The 18,550-nt window shown below is 37.4% G+C and carries 19 protein-coding genes; all 19 read right to left on the bottom strand.

What is annotated here, in order from left to right:
- Positions 1–5: 5 nt before the first annotated feature.
- Positions 6–1,094 carry a DUF871 domain-containing protein gene (locus tag H3T55_RS04580; protein WP_087640854.1) on the bottom strand — a complete coding sequence of 363 codons (1,089 nt, stop codon included), beginning with the start codon at positions 1,092–1,094 and terminating at the stop codon, positions 6–8.
- A gap of 34 nt (positions 1,095–1,128) precedes the next feature.
- The gene (locus H3T55_RS04575) at positions 1,129–1,362 is read right to left on the bottom strand and encodes a hypothetical protein (protein ID WP_225550105.1); all 234 of its coding nucleotides are present in this window, start codon (positions 1,360–1,362) and stop codon (positions 1,129–1,131) included.
- Between the two features lie 93 nt (positions 1,363–1,455).
- On the bottom strand, positions 1,456–2,775 hold the full coding sequence (locus H3T55_RS04570) for a PTS sugar transporter subunit IIC (RefSeq protein ID WP_087640852.1): 1,320 nt from the start codon (positions 2,773–2,775) through the stop codon (positions 1,456–1,458).
- A gap of 122 nt (positions 2,776–2,897) precedes the next feature.
- Positions 2,898–3,569, bottom strand: a complete 672-nt coding sequence (locus H3T55_RS04565) for a DUF4310 family protein (RefSeq protein WP_087640851.1) — start codon at positions 3,567–3,569, stop codon at positions 2,898–2,900.
- Positions 3,570–3,596: 27 nt separating this feature from the next.
- Complete coding sequence (locus H3T55_RS04560) at positions 3,597–4,379, bottom strand: DUF4311 domain-containing protein (protein WP_225533536.1); 783 nt, start codon at positions 4,377–4,379, stop codon at positions 3,597–3,599.
- Positions 4,380–4,754, bottom strand: coding sequence for a DUF4312 family protein (locus H3T55_RS04555; protein ID WP_225533535.1), 375 nt, complete (start codon positions 4,752–4,754; stop codon positions 4,380–4,382).
- A gap of 44 nt (positions 4,755–4,798) precedes the next feature.
- Positions 4,799–5,152, bottom strand: coding sequence for a glycine-rich SFCGS family protein (locus H3T55_RS04550; RefSeq protein ID WP_069664660.1), 354 nt, complete (start codon positions 5,150–5,152; stop codon positions 4,799–4,801).
- A 90-nt stretch (positions 5,153–5,242) separates the two neighbouring features.
- Positions 5,243–5,581 (bottom strand): PRD domain-containing protein, encoded by a 339-nt coding sequence (locus tag H3T55_RS04545; RefSeq protein WP_225533534.1) that lies wholly within the window; start codon positions 5,579–5,581, stop codon positions 5,243–5,245.
- 5 nt (positions 5,582–5,586) lie between these two features.
- Positions 5,587–7,455, bottom strand: coding sequence for a BglG family transcription antiterminator (locus H3T55_RS04540; RefSeq protein WP_225533711.1), 1,869 nt, complete (start codon positions 7,453–7,455; stop codon positions 5,587–5,589).
- A gap of 527 nt (positions 7,456–7,982) precedes the next feature.
- The gene (locus tag H3T55_RS04535) at positions 7,983–8,957 is read right to left on the bottom strand and encodes a Gfo/Idh/MocA family protein (RefSeq protein ID WP_225533533.1); all 975 of its coding nucleotides are present in this window, start codon (positions 8,955–8,957) and stop codon (positions 7,983–7,985) included.
- Between the two features lie 227 nt (positions 8,958–9,184).
- Positions 9,185–9,526: a type II toxin-antitoxin system PemK/MazF family toxin gene (locus H3T55_RS04530; RefSeq protein WP_087640846.1), complete on the bottom strand. Its 342-nt coding sequence runs from the start codon at positions 9,524–9,526 to the stop codon at positions 9,185–9,187.
- Between the two features lie 655 nt (positions 9,527–10,181).
- Positions 10,182–11,636, bottom strand: a complete 1,455-nt coding sequence (locus H3T55_RS04525; protein WP_225533532.1) for a PASTA domain-containing protein — start codon at positions 11,634–11,636, stop codon at positions 10,182–10,184.
- A complete protein-coding gene (locus H3T55_RS04520; protein ID WP_225533531.1) occupies positions 11,629–12,303 on the bottom strand; it encodes an ABC transporter ATP-binding protein in 675 nt (224 codons plus the stop codon). Before H3T55_RS04520 ends, H3T55_RS04525 begins: the two co-directional genes overlap by 8 nt.
- Positions 12,304–12,315: 12 nt before the next feature.
- On the bottom strand, positions 12,316–13,794 hold the full coding sequence (locus H3T55_RS04515; RefSeq protein ID WP_225533530.1) for an ABC transporter permease: 1,479 nt from the start codon (positions 13,792–13,794) through the stop codon (positions 12,316–12,318).
- Between the two features lie 57 nt (positions 13,795–13,851).
- Positions 13,852–14,472 carry an ATP-binding cassette domain-containing protein gene (locus H3T55_RS04510; RefSeq protein WP_225533529.1) on the bottom strand — a complete coding sequence of 207 codons (621 nt, stop codon included), beginning with the start codon at positions 14,470–14,472 and terminating at the stop codon, positions 13,852–13,854.
- 53 nt (positions 14,473–14,525) lie between these two features.
- Entirely contained in the window at positions 14,526–15,866 is a 1,341-nt protein-coding gene (locus H3T55_RS04505; RefSeq protein ID WP_225533528.1) for an ABC transporter permease, read from the bottom strand.
- 57 nt (positions 15,867–15,923) lie between these two features.
- Positions 15,924–17,015 (bottom strand): sensor histidine kinase, encoded by a 1,092-nt coding sequence (locus H3T55_RS04500; protein WP_225533527.1) that lies wholly within the window; start codon positions 17,013–17,015, stop codon positions 15,924–15,926.
- A complete protein-coding gene (locus H3T55_RS04495; protein ID WP_225533526.1) occupies positions 17,006–17,674 on the bottom strand; it encodes a response regulator transcription factor in 669 nt (222 codons plus the stop codon). Before H3T55_RS04495 ends, H3T55_RS04500 begins: the two co-directional genes overlap by 10 nt.
- Positions 17,675–17,849: 175 nt before the next feature.
- On the bottom strand, positions 17,850–18,479 hold the full coding sequence (gene udk, locus H3T55_RS04490; RefSeq protein WP_087640839.1) for a uridine kinase: 630 nt from the start codon (positions 18,477–18,479) through the stop codon (positions 17,850–17,852).
- Between the last annotated feature and the right edge of the window lie 71 nt (positions 18,480–18,550).

The following is an 18,550-nucleotide window of genomic DNA, read 5'->3' as shown; positions in this document are numbered from 1 at the left end:
ATCCCCTACTTTTCTATAAATCTAAATTTTGTCCAGGGTTTTACAAAATCCAATAACAACAATTCATCTTCTGTTATTTTCCCTACTTTATTTTTACGGTCATCGGTATGCGGCTGTAAAACAATTTGCAGTTCATTTTTGTATTTCCCAAACGCATCATTTCCGATGACAACATCACCGATTTGAAAGGCTTGTGTATTATCATGTGCTGGATTCGCTTCATTTTTGTATTTTTTACGTACCTCCGTTGAACGAACCACCTGATCTGTGATATCGCCACGTCTAAAATGCTGCTCCGTCAACGTAATCTCTTTTTCAACTGTACTAGCTTCTTTGGTAAATTCAATTGCCAATGCAAGCTGGTAGCGATTCAACTGACCTAATGCTTCTAATTCTTCATCAGATGCATACGCATTGCCGATGATCACATCATCGATCAATCCAGTAGCAAATAAGTGTTTCGCTTGTACTTCTACAGGTAAATGGCGGTGCATTTCCAGTGTTGGTAACCCATCATTTACATCCCAGGGACCAATGACTCCAGCTTGAGAATTGATGAAAGCAGCTGTCCGAATTCCCTGTTTTTTGAAGCGAACACTACAACGCTCAAAGAAATCATAAGGCAATGCCGTTCCTTCCTGCGGATAAAAATTATGACACCCGTATAAAAACGGCACGTTTGCTTCATAAGTCAAAATATTGTCTAAGTAAGCGACATCGTTACTCATATTCAGCTCGATCGCTAAATCGAAAGGATTGTACGTCAATTTTGCTTCTTTATTTCCATCGAAACCTGCATCTAAACGAATTCCATCAGCACCTGTTTCAGCAAAGAAGGTCAGGTCATCGTAAGAAATCTCTAATTCATCAAAAATATTCGGTGCTACATCCAGAATCGTTTCATAACCCAATCCTTTCGCATAACCAATCAATGATTTGAATTTTTCTTTCACGACTTCTTTTCCTTCGGTTACCTCCAGCATACTCATAAAAATCCGTGAAAATCCACATTCGCTTGCCTTCTTCAAATAAGCTTTGTCCTTTTCTATATCGCTATGGTCTGGATAAACTGATACACCTAACGCTCGTTTCATTACTGTTTCCTCCGCTCTAAGTACTTGCTCTTGTTTAGTTTCTTACTTCCGATTTTTCATTTTTCTCTAATACCCCAGCGCCAAAAGTTCTGTAACGCCAAGAAATAAGCGAGCCGCATAAGATCGTCATCGATCCTACCACAAAGATCGGGGAGTGACTCATGATCCCTACTATGATCGCCAGTATAATCATTGCGATCGATACCGCACACAAAGGCAGTAATCTCAGCTTAAGAATCTTTTTAGGCAACCAGTTTTTTTCGATCATTATTTGGCTTGCAATGAAAAATACTATAAACCAAATCATCATAATTAAACACCGAAGAGGGTAGTTCCTTTACTACCCTCCCTCTCTTTTAGATTAAACAGCTTCTTTTGCTTTTTGCTCTGCTGCTAGTTCTTCTGCTTCTTTATCTAATTGTTGTTTTTCATATACTTTGAAGAACGGGTAGTAGATTGCCAAAGTAATCACGAAATTAACACAAACAAGCAGTGCTGCAGTAATGCTCCAGTTGGTACTCATCCAAGCCGCGATCGGGGCTGGAAAAGCAAATCCTAGACGTGCCATCATCATCGGCACTACATTACTGATCGTCAAGAAATAAGAAAGTGTCGTAGTCACTAATGGTGCTACGATAAATGGAATCCCTAAAATTGGATTCATCACGATCGGTGTTCCGAAAATGATCGGTTCATTGATATTGAAAATTCCCGGAAGGAAAGATAAACGACCTAAACTCTTCAAATATTTTGATTTTGAAAACATCATCAAAACAACTAATGCAAGTGTAGTCCCAGCGCCGCCGATCCAGATAAACCATTGTAAGAATTGTTCAGTGAAAATATTCGGTAAATTATTTGCGCTGACACCATTAGTAAAAGCATCCACATTTTCTGCGATAGACATATCCCAAAATGGACGAATGACAGGACCCATGATTGCCGGTCCGTGAATACCCAATACCCAGAAAAAGCAAATCAAGAAAACAGTTAGAAGTCCGCCGAATAAGCTATTACCAGCTAAGATTCCTTTCAGCGGCATCAAGATTGTACTTAAGAATCCATTTAAATCAAAACCTAAAATGTGACGGATCACCCAGAATAACATTAAAATCACTGCACCCGGAATCAATGCAATAAATGAATTTGATACTTCTGGCGGAACGCCTTCAGGCATTTTGATCGTAATATTTTTTACGATAAAGAAACGATAAATTTCGACAGAGATCAATGCTGTGACGATTGCACCAAATAATGAAGCGGAGCCTAAGTTAGCCAAATTAATGTAGCGCCCTGCACTGATCACATCTGTCACATCTTCCATCACGCGTGTTGGAGGAGCGGCTGTGACCAAAAACGCCATCAATGCAAGCAACCCGCAGCTTAATGAATCCAACTTATAGCTTTTCGCTAATGCTGAAGCGATCCCAAATGTTGCATACAACGCTAAAATCCCCATCGTATATCTTGACGGAATATCCAATACTGGTAAATAAGGCGTAATAAACTTCGTATATGCCTCGATCGGAATATTTTGAAATACAGTAAAGAAAGACCCCACAATCGTTAATGGCATCGTTGCGATCAACCCTTTTCTGATCGCCACCATATGCCGCTGTGACCCAAACTTATTGGCAACAGGCATCAGATGCTGCTCCATCCATAACACAAAACCATTCATTTCTTTTGTCCTCCGTTCAAAAAATTAGTATAAAATAAAGCAAAATTATTTCAAATTCATACTAACATAGTAACATTATAATGTAAACGGTTTTCAAAAGAAAAGTGCAACTTTATTTCTTTTTAGCTAGGTAAATCTACAGGGAATATTGCACCAAAGATCATAGCACCTAAAATTGCTCCACCGGCAATCGGTTTTTTCCATACGTAGAAAATCACCGCTCCGATAATCGAACCAATGCCGATTGGTGCTGATGCGCCACATGCACTGATAATGATCAAAGGCCCTAAGAAACGTCCAGAAGCATTTCCAGCCCCCATCATAACGTCTGCACCAAAGGTTGAATTAGACTGATTGATCGTAAACTTACGGATCATGATGATAATACCACCGATAATCAATCCAAGAACCATCCCGGTAAGTAATGACAAAGCAAAATTCTCAACAGGTGCGGTAATATTCATACTTAGTAAAATCGCAGGAACACCAATCCCAACTCCTGTTAAAATCGCTCCGCCAATATCCAAGATCCCAACAAGTGAACCTTCTAAAATTCGTGCAAATAAGAAGCTAGCACCAAATGCCGCGGCAGCTCCATAAGAACCACCATCCATACCAGCTTTTAACATCGCAACGATCGCTACTTCATTAAACGCTCCTACGCCATGTTCGAAATACATATGCGTTCCAGCAAAAACACCCGCTGATAATAACCCAACTAAAATCGGAAATGACCAGTCAGCAAACCAAAAATTCTTTTTCTCTTCTAATCCTACGCCTACTGTTTCTTCCATTATATATCTCCTCTCCTTTGTCTTTTACTAATTGCCAACACTAAATACATCATGCATGTTTTGCAGCCAGCCCGGAATTTGTAAACGGAAGCTTTCGATCATCTGTAAATCAAAGCCTCGGAAGAAGCCACTTAAGACAAATAATAAAATAACTGCTGCCATCATGCTTTTCGTTACTTTGTTCCAGCCGATTTCATCAACACCTTTACCGATCAAGATCCCTAAAACAACACCAGGAACTGCATTGCCCATGATCATTGTTGCTAACCCTCCAAAAATCGTTGCCCAAAGTCCGGAACGTTTGCCGGCATCGATTGCAGCCAGCCAGAATAGCACTGGCATCACTGTGTTGATCAATAGATTTGCGGCAGGCACCAAGACAGCCACCGCTGTCACTTGTAATGATTCCGGTATTGCTGAAGCTGTCGTGTTTAAAAATGCAACAACAACCATTCCGACAAGCGCACCGGAAATCCCCATTTTCTTAGGGTTATGCATTGTTTCAGCGACATTTTTATTTTTGACCAATAATGCCGCTGCTGCCCAGTTGGGAATAACACGGTGATCCACATCTTGTGTAAAAGCTCCCGCACCCACAGTTGATGCCCAAGCGTTGAAGAAGAAGCCTAATCCAAAAGAAAAATGACTGGCCGCATCTCCTTCACAGGCATTCATTTCACCTAGGGTTCTAAATGCGCCTAAACCTTGTGTACTTGGTGCATGAAACATTCTCGCTGCGCCAGCACCTGCTGCAAAACCAACAATTCCTCCAATCAATAATGATTTGAGTAAAACAACTACCACATCCATTTAATTTGCCTCCTTATGCATTCTCTTATTTTTTCTAAAGGGAAGAGGAAGACCATTTGGGTCCGAAACTTTTTTTTCGATGAATGGAACAGTCTCCATTTCGATCAACGTAATTTCAACTGTAACATCAAGCAATACGCGATAATCTGCACGTGTTCTCGGCAAGAAGAAAAATAGAAAGCGTTCCGTAAAAGTTTCTTGCTCTGCTTTTAGGATAGTGATATCTAAAGGTTCGATCCGTACGATCACATCATTTTTCTCTTTTAAGACTCGATTATGGATTTGATTGAGCGCATTGGCAAAAGCTAGATTTTTTTCCTTACCTGTTCCTTCAACTTGAATGACCTGCTTCTTTTTTATTGTTACTTGTTCCATCGGTACTTCCTCCCCTAACTTTTTGCTGTAAACAGCAGGTTGTATTAAGCGTTTTTCTTCATATAGGCTTCAACGATACGTTTGCCCAATTCTTCTTGATCCATGAAACCAAAGCCTAAAACTGTTTTTCCATCATTGATCGCTGTAACACCTTCATCGATTGAACGCATCCCATGGCGTTCCGGATATCCATATTTTGTCGCTGCAGTCAATGCTCCAGCGCCGCCGCTTCCGCAAAATGAAATGCCAAGATCCGCATTTTCCTGCTGCATCACATCACCTAAACGCATGTCTGCACCCATTCCAGGTACAACAACTGCTTTGCCGCCAGCTGCTTCCACTCCTTTTGCAACATTTTGGCCTTTTCCTAAACGATCTGCGATTACTACTGTTACCATAATTGATTCCTCCAATTTTTATGTTAATAACAGATAAACATCGTCCTTGTAAAATAAGAACGTCTTTATCTTGCTTACTTCCTTGGTTTCTTATGCTTCATTTTGCTTAGCAGATTCAAAATGGATAGATAATACATACATTTCGTCCTGCGGTAAATTACCAATATGCTGAACAACTTGATCAGCAATCTCCAACGCTTCATTTGATACCTCTGCAAACATCGCAGGATCGACACCCGTCATCTTTTCATTTGCTTTAGAGCGTTTGATCATTTCATTCACATGATTGATCAAGATCGTCCATTGTAAATCAGTTGGTTCAATCGCTTGTTTTTCCAACAACTCACTAATTTTTTCAAGTGAAGCGTCCAATTCGACCCTATATGGACTTTCCTCAATTATTTTTTTTGCATCATCCGTTCCCTTCATGCATGCTACTCCTCTCGTATATAATTCAATAAAGCAGTGATTTCTGCTTGATTAACCATTAAATCGTTTTTAGCAAAAATTTGTTCGATTTTTCCGACTAATTCCTGCTGTGCCAACAATGTTTCTTTCACTATATTCCCTTCATTCTCGTACTGACTATCAAAGGTAATACGATGGACCATCAACATCACATGAAGTAAAAATGCTTCTCTATATTCACAAGTCAGCTTTTCAGCAAAAGCTTTGAGCAATTCTTCATAAATGACATATATCCGCACTAAAATATCTCTGCTTTCTGCTTCTATTCCCTGTTTTTCTTTCACTTGATGACGTGGGATCAAACGAGGAACTTTTCCAGATTTTGTCTGTGTCAATATTTTATTGACTTCCTCTTGAATGCTGTGGATATCCGCCTCTGTCGGTAATGGATTGACTTTGATAAAAGGACGATTCATGATCTCGATTGGGAAAATACTTAAAACGAGATCCGGATTCTTTTCCTCGATCACGTCTACAGCATTCAAAACAGAAGCAAACCCAGCGATTTCGACATTCGCCACTTCTTCTAGTATTTTTTGTTCGATCAAGCTTGTCACACCAAGACCTGTTGAACAGACATAGACAATTCGGACAACATTGATTTCATGCTGATTTTTTTCATATGCTACTAAAAAATGCAGCGCAATGTATGCGATAAACGAGTCATTGATCAGTAATGCCGAACCGACAATGTCACTTTGACTTGCAAGTTGGATCGCTGAAAACAGCTGCGGATACTTAGCCTTGATGTCATCAACAAAAGGATTGTACTCATTGATGTAGAGGTGCTTTTTCGTTAAGCGTAAGGACAAATGTGCAAAAAGGTTTGTGAACAACTGCTGATCTCGGTAAAAAGGAAAATTGACTTCTTCTGACACATCTTTGATCAATTCCTCAGTCAAACCAACAATATCTTGCCGATTATTTGCTACAAAAACGTCACTGTAAACATAAAAATATTCATCTGCCAACAACGGTAATTCATAATGATCAAACACTTTTTTCATCAGTAAAAACGGCAACTCTTGTTTTTGCTGTAACACCTTTTGATTCGTGAGCAATTTGTAGCCACCCACTGTATGATGCAGCTGCATACGTGATGCTGCGATTGCGACTCGCAATGTAATTGAAAGAATTTCAGCATAATTGAATTGATCGAATAAAGAAGGATCGATCAGATTCGTCATTTCTTTCAAAGCGACTTGGTAGATGCTTTGAAAAATCGTATGAACACCTACATGAACTTCCTGCATCTTTTTTTGCTGACCAGATTGAACAAAATAGCTCATGATTTGATAAATGTCATATTCTGTTATCTCTTTTTGTGTGATGTATTCCATCAACAAACGAATCTTACTTTCATCTCCGACAATCGAAAACCCTTGACGGCTTTGCCTATTCAGTACAAGCCCGTATGAAAGAACCAATTCTTCTACACGATCTAAATCACTAATGATCGTATTTCGACTCACCTGAATCTCCTCTGACAATTGTTGAGATGTCAGATGTGTGGGTGCTAATAATAAGCGAAAAATCAATTGATTGATTCTTAATTCTTGGTCTGGATAAGTCTCAAAACGTTCGACCTCAATGATTTCATTTTTCAACGTTAAACGTTCTGAATCTGGAATATCTAACCAAATCCCTTTGTTACGACGCGTATGTAGTTCAACCTTTTGCTCTTTAAACCACTCACGAACATTGTCTAAATCATATTTGATCGACCGTACACTGACTTGAAAGGTATCTGCTAATTCTTTTGTCGTCACACTCTCTTCTAAGTCTAAAAGCATCAGTAAAATTTTTATTTCGCGTTTTGATAAGTGCAGAGACACACCGCTCACCAACTTTCTTTCCCTTACAATTGAACTATAGCTTGATTTTTATTGCCAAACAACACAAAAAAGTTGCACTTACACAAGTGCAACTTTCTTAATATTCTTATTTATTAAAAAAAATCAACTTATTCTATTTGTTATTTTACCTCAGTAAACCAAAGTATTCTACTCAGAAATTCAAGTTTCATAGGCTTTTTCATTTAGTGCAACAGATAATAGCTTTTATTAAATCCCCCTTGCACCAACAAGTGCAATACTCTTTTTTTGCACAAATTAGATCATAAAAAAAAGAAGACCAAAGTCTTCTTTTTACACAGTATTTATAAACATAAATAGATAAAATCTTCTCCACAAAAATATTTATCCGACACGCCTACATCCGGTAGGTATGATTAAACATATGTGCCTCTGTGGATTGGTCAATCACTAGCCGTCAAAACGGAACAGCGAAGCTGTCTGATTGAGTCAACTCGTCGCATGAAGCTACTTTAACATAAATACTCTTTAAACGCAACAGAGATTCTTCAGCCAACCTGACCTTCTTTTAACCATTGCGTATACAGATCATCTACTAAAGTAACTGTCTGAAGGGTCATTTCCTTCGTCATTATCGGACTTTCAATCATCCCTTGGTTCAAACAGCTATTCACATGATCGATCTCAAATTCAAATTCGCTTTCAAAATCAGCAGTTAACTTTTCCTGTTTGCCATTATTGTAATAAATCATCGCCTCACGTGCTTTCCAAAACTCAGGAATTTCGATTCTGCCTTTTTCACCATAAATCGTCATTTTGCTCGGAATATCTACTTTAACAGAAATAAAAATATTCCCTAATACTTGGTTTTGAAATTTTAAGCTCAAATTTGCTTGATCATCTGTTTGGCCTTTTTCAGCAGTTGCGTTTCCATAATACTCCGTAATCTTTTGTCCCAATAAAAACTGCATATACTGGATCGGGTAACTGCCTGAGCCATGTAGCGCTCCGCCACCTGCTGTCAAAGAATGGAACCATGAAATATGATCGACACTCAGATAGGTCGTTACAGACTGTAATAGCTGAATACGTCCAATTTTCTGCTGCTCGATTGCCTCTTTGACTTGCATAGTGACAGGTAGAAATACTGCTTTTTGAGCTTCCATCAAAAAACAACCATTCTTTTCTGCTAACTCAAAAAGTTCTGCTGCCTGCTTACTACCAAGCGTAAAAGGTTTCTCCACCAGCACGTGCTTACCATGCAGCAATGCTTGTTTTGCACTTTCATAATGACCTTTATTATAGGTTGCTACATAAATAATATCGATCTCTTGATCCTGATACAATTCTTCATAACTTCCATAAGCTTTTGGAATAGCTAAGTCTGTTGCCATTTTTTTTGCTTTTGCCAAAGATCTTGAAGCAATCGCAGTTGCTTCACCTTGATGGCTTTTTCTGATTCCCTGAACAAAACGAGGCACAATTTGAGCTGTACTTAAAATCCCATAACGAATCGGTCTCATTCATCTCAACTCCTTTTCTCTACTATAGCTATTATTCACTATAATTTCAAAAAAACTCTATTTTATCACTTACAAAAAAACTGGAAGTACAGATAGTGAATGTCTTCCAGCCGATCGATTGTTAACAATTTAAAGCATCGTTACAGATTTCCCCAACAGTTTCCCCAATATCGCTTATCTGCAAATAAAAAATGCCTATGTACAACTTACTTATGTATCACTTTTACTTAACGAATACCAATACTGATTTTCAACGCCTGATCGACCTTCAGCATATCATCATCCTGTAACTGACAAATTTTATGCAAAATTCGTTCTTTATCCAGCGTTCGGATTTGCTCTAGTAACACCAAAGACGGTGTCATCCGATCTTCATGCGGAATATCTACTTTCACCTGTGTCGGCTGCATTTTCTTATTCACATTCCTCGTGATCGGAGCAACAATCAATGTCGGACTAAATAGATTCCCCTTATTATTTTGGATAATCAATACAGGTCTTATCCCGCCTTGCTCTGAACCAATCACAGGTGAGAGATTCGCATAAAATATTTCTCCTCTTCGTATCATCGTAATTTATCACCCCTTATTCACAAAACACTATTTTTGTAAATTATATCATGCTTTTACATTGGAATTTTTCAATATTTTATGCTATTTACTAAAAACTTTGATAATCTCTATAAAAGGAAAATTTGATGAGAAAAACCTTTCAGATAGATGTTCTTCCAAAAAGATATTTTATTCAAATATACTTAACGGACTATAAATAAAATCGAATATAAAAAAGACATTCCGTTCATAAAAAAATGATTTTCTCTAAAAAAGAGAAACTTCCTTTTATATACATGAATTTATATATTATATACATGAATTTATATAAATAAAAAATAACGTTTAAATATTATAGATATCAACTGTTACATTTTCATTTTGATTTCATATAAATGATTTTCATATGCAAATAATACAAAATAATTTGTTTTTATTAATCATAAAAAAAGATGATATTTTCTCCTCATTAAATTCTAATAAAAAAAGAGTGACTGGGTTATAACTCGAAGAGTTATAACCCAGTCACTTCAAAAACAGATAAACGATGGAAACAGATGGAAAGCTTTCTTATTTCTTGATTTCCGAAACTGAACACTTCTGTCCCAATCTCGTAAAAACTTAATCATTCGATCTTCTATCTCAATTTTTTTCAATCGCTTTTATTCACCGCTCAGCGTTCTTCCTTTTCTTCATCAGGTTCAGAATCTGCTCCACCAGATGAGTTATTCGCTTTAGGAGTAGCTGCTCCAGCCAAATTACCTAAACTAATATCAAGTCCAACAGTATATTCCAAAGGAACATACTGATTATACGCGCTCATCCCAACAACTGTTCCTTTAGGTTCAGCAGAATCTACATATCTCACAGTATATCGAATATTCGCTCCTTTAGATTGAAATTCTTCATAGAAATATTTTTGTAGATCTCCTTCGACCGTATTGTTCCTCAAATCTTTCAAGTAAGGCTGCCCTGCTGAGTAATACACATCCACCTTTAAATCATCTTTACTAGTCAACGTTGTTCCAGCTTCAACACTTTGGGAAATCAGTTGACCATAAGGAACATTCGCGGTAAAAATCGTTTTCGCCTTGACAGTCAAGCCTTCTACAGCAGAACCAGCTTCTTCCTGTGTATATTCAGAAAAATTCGGTACCACATATCCTTTACCTAAAGAAACTGTGACAGTCATGCTGTCTTTTTTAGCTATCTTCTGATCTTTGGCAATACTTTGTGAGATAATACTTTCCGCCGGTATTTCTGCTGAACTAGCCTCCTCGTATGTCACCTTGATTTCATTGGTCTTCGCCCAGCTCTCAACTTCTGCTTTCGTCTTCTTGGTGAAATCAGGAACAGAAATATTCTTTTCAAACGTTTCTTTGCCTTTTGAATAATACATATTCGCTTTATCTTTACGTTTATAGTTTTCCTTCTTGACTTCTTTATTGACGATTTCAAAACGAATCGATTTGCCTTTTTCCAACGTCTCATTGTATTCGTCGATCAGAGAAATATTATCTGTATGGTTCTTTTTGATCCATTGCTCTGCTTCTGATTTTTTCATCGTCATAAAATCAGGTAATGTCAATTTTTCTTCCGGATCTGCACCTAAACTAGCTGTGACTTTTAGCTCAGAGCCTTTTTTGATTTTGCTACCTTTTTTTGATTTTTGTGTAATCACTTTATTCGTCTCGACATTCTTATCGTATTTCTGTTCAACATTGATCTTTACCTTATTTTCAGTTGCCCATGTTCGTGCTTCAGCTAAGTCTTCCCCAGAAAAATCTGGTACTTTAACATGCGTCATTTGATAATAAGTGAAATAGACAACGCCTAACAAAATGATTACACTGATTCCAATCAGTATAAACTTTTTTTTGCGTTTTTGATGATACGTTGGATCGATCTGCGTTTCAGAATCCACTTGGCTTCTGCTCATGGTTGGAATGATCTCATCGGCCGCTTGAAAATCATTGTCTGGCTCCACAAATGTTTCTGCGGGCTTATCTACCAAGTTACGCGGCAGCGGTTCTTGCTTTTGCAGTCGTTCTTCTTGTTTTGTCTGTTGCTTCTTCTCTTTAGTTTCCTTATAGCTATCTTTATTGAAATTTGATAAAAAATCACTCATTCAACATCAACTCACCTTGCTTTAGAAAATAAGTTTTATCTGATTGATTCGCAATTTCATTCGAGTGGGTAACAACGATCACACATTTATTATGTGTTTCAGCTAGATCTTTGAAAATATCGACAATTTCCTGCTCCATTCCCTCATCCAAATTTCCGGTAGGTTCATCTGCAAGAATAATATCGACATTTGTCGCTAAAGCTCTGGCAATCGCCACACGTTGCTGCTCTCCACCTGACAGCTGTCCCACTAAACGATCCGCTTTACTTTTATTGATCCCAATATAATCCAATAAATTATACGCGACCTCACGATCATCCTTCGGCATATCATTATCTGTGATCGACATAGCAACTAAGACATTTTCTAAAGCAGTCAGATACGGCACTAAATTGTAGCTTTGAAAGATGATACTAATGTCATCTCTGCGGTATTTTTCCAAACCGATTTCCTTGATATTTTGCCCTTTATACAGCACTTCACCCGATTTAGGTTCATCTAATGCACTGATCAAAGAAAGAAAGGTCGTCTTTCCCGACCCTGATTGCCCTAAGATGGTGTAAAATTGTCCCTGCTCAAAATTGATCGATGTATCCTGTAAAATCATCCGACGTTTGTCCCCGTCCTGATAAAAATAGCTCACGTTTTTTGCTTGTAAAATTGTCATTCCGATTTCCTCCTACATCATGATTTTCTTTGGATTCAGCCTTAAAACATACGTCAAAGGTAAAACAGCAGAGAATAAAACTGTACTTAATCCGGCAATCAAAAATGTTATGATGTAGCTAAAAGAAAATCTCACTTCATAAGCTCCTGTCACTTCTTCACTTGTTAAATTCGGCATGTTAGTCGTTCCGCCCATCATCATCATACCATTCGTACTTGTACTTTCAGTTTGTGAAAAAGCATCACTGGCAACTAAAGATTCTGAAACCATTTTTCCAAGAAAATTCCCTGTTACTAAGGACAAACACATTGCAACGAGACTGATCAGCAATAATTCGATCAAAATCTGCTGCATCACCTTCATTCTACTTTCTCCTAAAGAAAGATAAATACCAAGCTCATGTTTACGATCACGTAAAAATAGAATGACCACTAAAGAAATGATCAATAACGTCGCACCGATCGCTAAAACAACCACGTAGCCGGAAATTTGCGACATCTTTTTGACCGTACCGCCAACTTGATCATATTGATCTGTTGAGGCATTCAATTTGTAGCCCTCAGGAATACTCGCTTTAGCTTCTTCTTTAAAGGCTTCTACATCTTCCGGAGATTTTAAGTTATACGTAGGCGTGATTTGAATAGTATCTTCAAATGTCGCCTCTGAGCCATCTGTATTTTTATAACGATCCGGCAATAACTCTTTCCCTTTGTCAAATTCAACTTTACTGATTGCTTTTACTGCATCATTTGGCATATATACTGTATTGAATTGTTCTGTTTCTAAAAATTGCTCATTGATTCCTTGCTTCTCTTTGTCATCTGACTTTTTCTTTTCCACACTGGCAGGTTCAAAAATACCAATGATCTCAACTGGATGATCTTGACTTCCGACCTCTTCCGTTGACCCGTCAGCCTTATGATCAATTATAGAGCTATCTAAAACTACTTTATCACCGACATTAAATCCATTTTCTTCTGCGACTTTCTTTGAAATAATTGCAACATCTTTTCCATTGTTGATTTCGTCTTGTTTAAAGGTTCTACCTTCAACCAAGTTCACATTCTTATCTTTAAAATCCAATGGCTCTAATAAATTCGTCCCTTTAAGATTCAGCATATTCGGCATATTACTGACTGCACCAGAATTTTCCTGTTCATAGGTTTTGATTTTTTTTACGAACAACGTCGTTTTCACATTGTAATCAAAATCCTTGACGTATGTTGATTTTCCTAATTGTTTAATGGTTTCTTCTTTTAATGTACCTGGAGAAAACGACTGTCCTTCTTCCATCATTTTGTCAAAGTCCAATTCGACTGTGACCATTGCACCTAGATCATTTTTGATTTTCTTTTCTACATTTGCCGAAGATTGCTGGATCGCAATAGATCCCGCAATGATATTTCCTAAAATGAAAATAACAGCAAATAGAATAATCGATTTTCCTTTTCTTCTTGTTACACTACATAATGCCCGATTCCAATAATTCATACATTTTTCCTTCCCATCGTACAATCTCTTTATTGATCTGGGAAGAAAGGGGTCCTTTTACATCCCGTCAATTTCCGTATTGTCCCTGATAAATGATAGCTTCCCACCATTCAGCCCCCATAATTCATCTACATAAGCTGCAATTTTTTGCGATTGCGAACCAATGATGATGCACTTGTTTTCATTTTTTGCATATACACATAAATAAGTCATGATCGCCTCTAGAGAAAGCTCACTTAGCGTCTTTTCCGGAGCATCTAATAGAATGATTTCGGGATCATTCAACGTAGCTTTTGCTAAAGATACTCTTTGCTGATCTGCGGCAGACAGTTTTTTGATTTTTTTACTTGCTTGTTTCTCATTTATACCCACTTCTTTTAGCCGTTTAAGAAACTGTTCTGTATCATTTCCTTGCCTCCAGGACAGCAGCTTGAACATCGTTAGTGCACTCGCATCAGAAAGTAGATTATATTGCTGAAAAACTGTGCCGACTTCTTTTCTACGGTAACGATCTCGGTCTATTTTTTGAAAATTCTGATTTTTAAACAGAATATCACCGTCAGAAATTTTGCCGAATCCTGCTAAAAGAGCAAGTAAAGTTGTCTTTTCAGCATTATTTTCCCCTAAAATTCCATAAACTTTTCCTGCTGAAAAATCCACTGTGATCCCTTTTAACATTGTCACTTTACTTTTTTTATGTGTATAAACTATATTTTTAAGAGAGAGAATCGTCACTCGTCTAAATTCCTTTCTAACAAAAACTCTATTGGGTCAAATTTAACGATCTTATAGCTGTCGATCAAAATAATGCTTATGATGAATAGACTGGTGATCACTAAAAGCAGTAGGAGAGCGCTCCCATTGATCTCAATTGGAACTGAGTTGATGGACGTCAAAGATTCATTGTTCATCGCATTTGAAATCTGTTCAAAATCTCCAATCATATTTTTTTGACTATTCAACTGCCAATCCGCAATCGTTTGAACCGCAAAGATAACTGATCCAAAACTTACCACAATACTCATCGCTGCCACGAAAAGCAATTCAACAAACCTACTCACTATCAATTCTTTATTTGCAATACCAGCATTTTTTAATAAATAGATTTCTGTTTGTGACTGTTTGAACCGACTAGCTGAAAATAACGCAAGTCCTACTACTCCAAAAATCAAACTACCTAAAAATAGACTCCCCGACAAAATCTTCATGCTGTTTACTGGACTTAGCAACAACTTTTTATTTGTATCGTTGGTCATGACATAGTAATTTTTCAGACTATCCATACTTTTCATTTTTTTCAAGAATGTTTGACTGCTTTTTACATCTTTAAACTTATAGGAAGCTGTGATATAGCCTAATTGTTGGAAGTTTTTCATCCCTTCAACGGTATCCCAGTTGGTAAAAATATCATTTTCTTGAAATATCCCCCATCCAGAAGTCGTTGTTGTCCCAGCTCTCTTTTTTGACCGGTAAGTCCCTGCGATAGTCAATCGCTTCTTTTCTTTCTGACCATCAACCGTCGTCGATATCTGAATCGTATCACCAACCTGTAGATCATTTAATTCAGCCAAGTCATGACTGATCAAGCATTCATTCAAGCCAAGATTCACTGTTCCAGTGAAGACTTCCTGATTACGCTGAAAAAGTTCCTGTACAAGTCCTTCTTTATCCAAGCCCTGCATGATCCCCATGACTTCCTGTGTCATTTGATTTGCAGCACTATCAAAAGTTTCCATTTGGAGTTGCCCTTTTTCATCAAGGGGTTTTAAGTGTTCGAAGGAGACTTGTATATTCCCGACAACCTTTGTTTGATCGATAGAATCTGATTGACCTAATTTAAGATATTCCTCTTTTGTTAGTTTTTCTTCATGCGCTGCATTTAAATCTGTCAGCAAAATCGTTACGATTGGTGTAAAATGCTGTGCGTATCCTTCTGCAAATTTCTTGGTTGAAGTAAAAATGAGTCCCGCTGATAAAGCTATAAAAATTAAAAACAGCAATAAACTTCCAATCAACATGTGCTGCCAGCAATGTCTTTTTACATTTAAAAGCGCATGTTTTAAGACGAGCATCTTCCTGCTCCACTCCTTTCTTGAACCTACTATAACAAATCGATTGTTAACTGAATGTTAACTTTGAGAAATTTGCGGAAATGACAGATAAAAAGTAGAGCCCTCATCTTTTTTACTATCCACATAAACAAATCCCTGACATAACTTACATACATGCGAAACAACTGATAAGCCGATTCCATAGCCATCCTGTTTTAAAGCATTGATTCGAAAACGATGAGTAAAAATCGTATGTTGTCGCTCAAGTTCGATTCCCTTGCCTCGATCTTTGATTTTGACTATGACGCTCCCTTTTTTACAACTAACGACAACATCAATTGGTTTGCCTTCTCCATATTTGATAGCATTATCTACTAAATTTGAAACAGCTCTGTAGATCCAGCGGTTTTTCCCTAAGATAAATGTTGATTCAGCTTCTTCAAACGTAAATGATAGTGTAGGATAACTTTTTTGATAAGCATCACAGACCTCTGCGCAAATCAGCGATACATCTACCTGTTCACTTGAAGACTCTTCCACATTGTTGGACAAGGTCAACACATCGTCGATACTGTCCGTCAGACGATCTAAAATAGACAGATTTCCAGATTCATTTGCCTCTAACTCCAAATTCGCTCTTAAAATCGCGATCGCATTTTTTTGTTCATGCGTTAAATAGCTGCTCAGCCGTTTGTAATCATCCAAATTCCCATCAAGTTTGTCTTTCAATTGTTTAAAAGCGTGAGCAACAGCTTTATCTTCAACATTTTTTTCATTAAATTTTTCTAAAAACTGTAGATCATGAATGATCCGGACCATTTGTTTTGTATAGATCCGCCGTAAAACCACCCATAAGGTTATCGTTAAAAGCAGTAATGCACATGAAACGAGTAAAATAATCAAAGGTAAATACTTCAAAAACGAATTCATGTATATTTCATCCAATGTTTCTGTACTTACCATCTCTTCAGCTGCAAATTCGATGCTCTCAGCTGGTTGAAAATCTGTCAGTTGATTTGTTTTTACAACATAAACTGCCGAACCGATCGACTCCCCAATGTTAAGTGACTGCCAGTTGGTTTTAAGCGCAAAAAAGCCGCCGCTGATAATTAAAATAATAAAAAAAGCAAAGGTAATGATCGTTAAACCGATTTTGAATGTTACTCGCATAATTGATATCCTTTCGCACGAATTGTTTTAAGCAAGTCTTTTCCTGAAGCTTGGGCAAGCTGCTTTTTTAGTCTAGCCATATGGACCCTCAAGACAGAAGAAAAAGGGTTAAAATTTTCATCATAAACGTGTTCAGCAATCTCCTCTGTTGAAACAACAGCCGGATGCTTTTGTGCAATGCATAAAAGAATATCGAATTCTTTCGGTTTTAAAGCAATTTCGTGCATCCCATAACTTGCACACCGTTTAACAGGATCTATCATCAATTCATTGATCTTGATTTGCGGTGTTGCCCGTCCATGGAATCTTCGTACAACTGCCCGAATCCGCGCAGTCAATTCAAGCAACTCAAAGGGTTTTACTAAATAGTCATCTGCGCCAAAATCAAGACCTTTCGCTCGTTCCTCTATTTCATCCCTTGCAGTAATAATAATGATTGGACTATCGACGGCCTTTTCTCTCAAAAAATGTAAGATTGCCAATCCATCTTTATCTGGTAAATTTAAATCTAACAAAATAGCATCGTATGTATTTACATAAGCCTTTTCTTCTCCTTCTAGACCAGTAAAAGCCAGATCTACTAAAAATTTTTCTCGCTCTAATCCTTTTTGTACAGAGAAAGCTAACTCACGATTATCCTCAATGACCAAGACACGCATTCAATCACCCTTTCCAACTTTTCTTTTACATGCTGATAGATACCTCATACGATACTATAAGCTGGAACGCTTTGTCTATGTTCCTTTTTTGAAGTTTTTGTAAAATAACAAAAACACAAGTAGAAGCACTCGATTTTCTCAAGCGTTTTTACTTGTGTTTTTTATCAACTCTATTCTAGATTTCGTTTAAAATACTTGCAACTTTCGTAGTGATCAAATCGATCGCTACATGATTTTCTCCGCCTTCCGGCACAATGACATCTGCATAGCGTTTCGTCGGTTCAATAAATTGATGATACATTGGTTTGACGACGGTCAAGTATTGTTCAATAACGGAGTCCAGTGTTCTGCCCCGTTCTTCCATATCACGCTTGATTCTGCGAATGATTCGAATATCATCGTCTGTATCCACGTACAATTTGATATCCATCAGCTCTCTCAAACGTTGGTCTTCCAAAATCAGAATCCCTTCTAAAATAATCACTTCTTTTGGTTCCTGAATCAAAACATCCGAGCTTCTTGTATGCGCAACATAATCATACACAGGTTTTTCAATGGTTTGATAGGCGATCAATTGTTTTAAATGTTCAATCAGTAAATCTGTATCAAACGCAAAAGGATGATCATAATTGGTCGTCAGTCTTTCTTCAAAACTTAAATGGCTCTGATCTTTATAATAAGAATCCTGCTCCAACATCATAATCGAATGATTCGGGAAATGATTAAAAATTGCTCGGCTCACGCTGGTTTTTCCACTACCAGATCCACCAGTTACACCAATCACGATTGGTTGATTATTTTTCATTCAGCGAAACCTCTCTCTTAACGTAATAGTCATAATAACCTTTATCTATTATAATAGAAACAAGAGAGATT

Origin of the sequence: Enterococcus sp. S22(2020) (genome assembly GCF_020295385.1) — a bacterium.
GTDB classification, from domain to species: domain Bacteria; phylum Bacillota; class Bacilli; order Lactobacillales; family Enterococcaceae; genus Enterococcus_L; species Enterococcus_L dunnyi.
The sequence above is the reverse complement of the archived record's forward strand: the minus strand, read 5'-3'. Positions and strand labels throughout refer to the sequence as shown.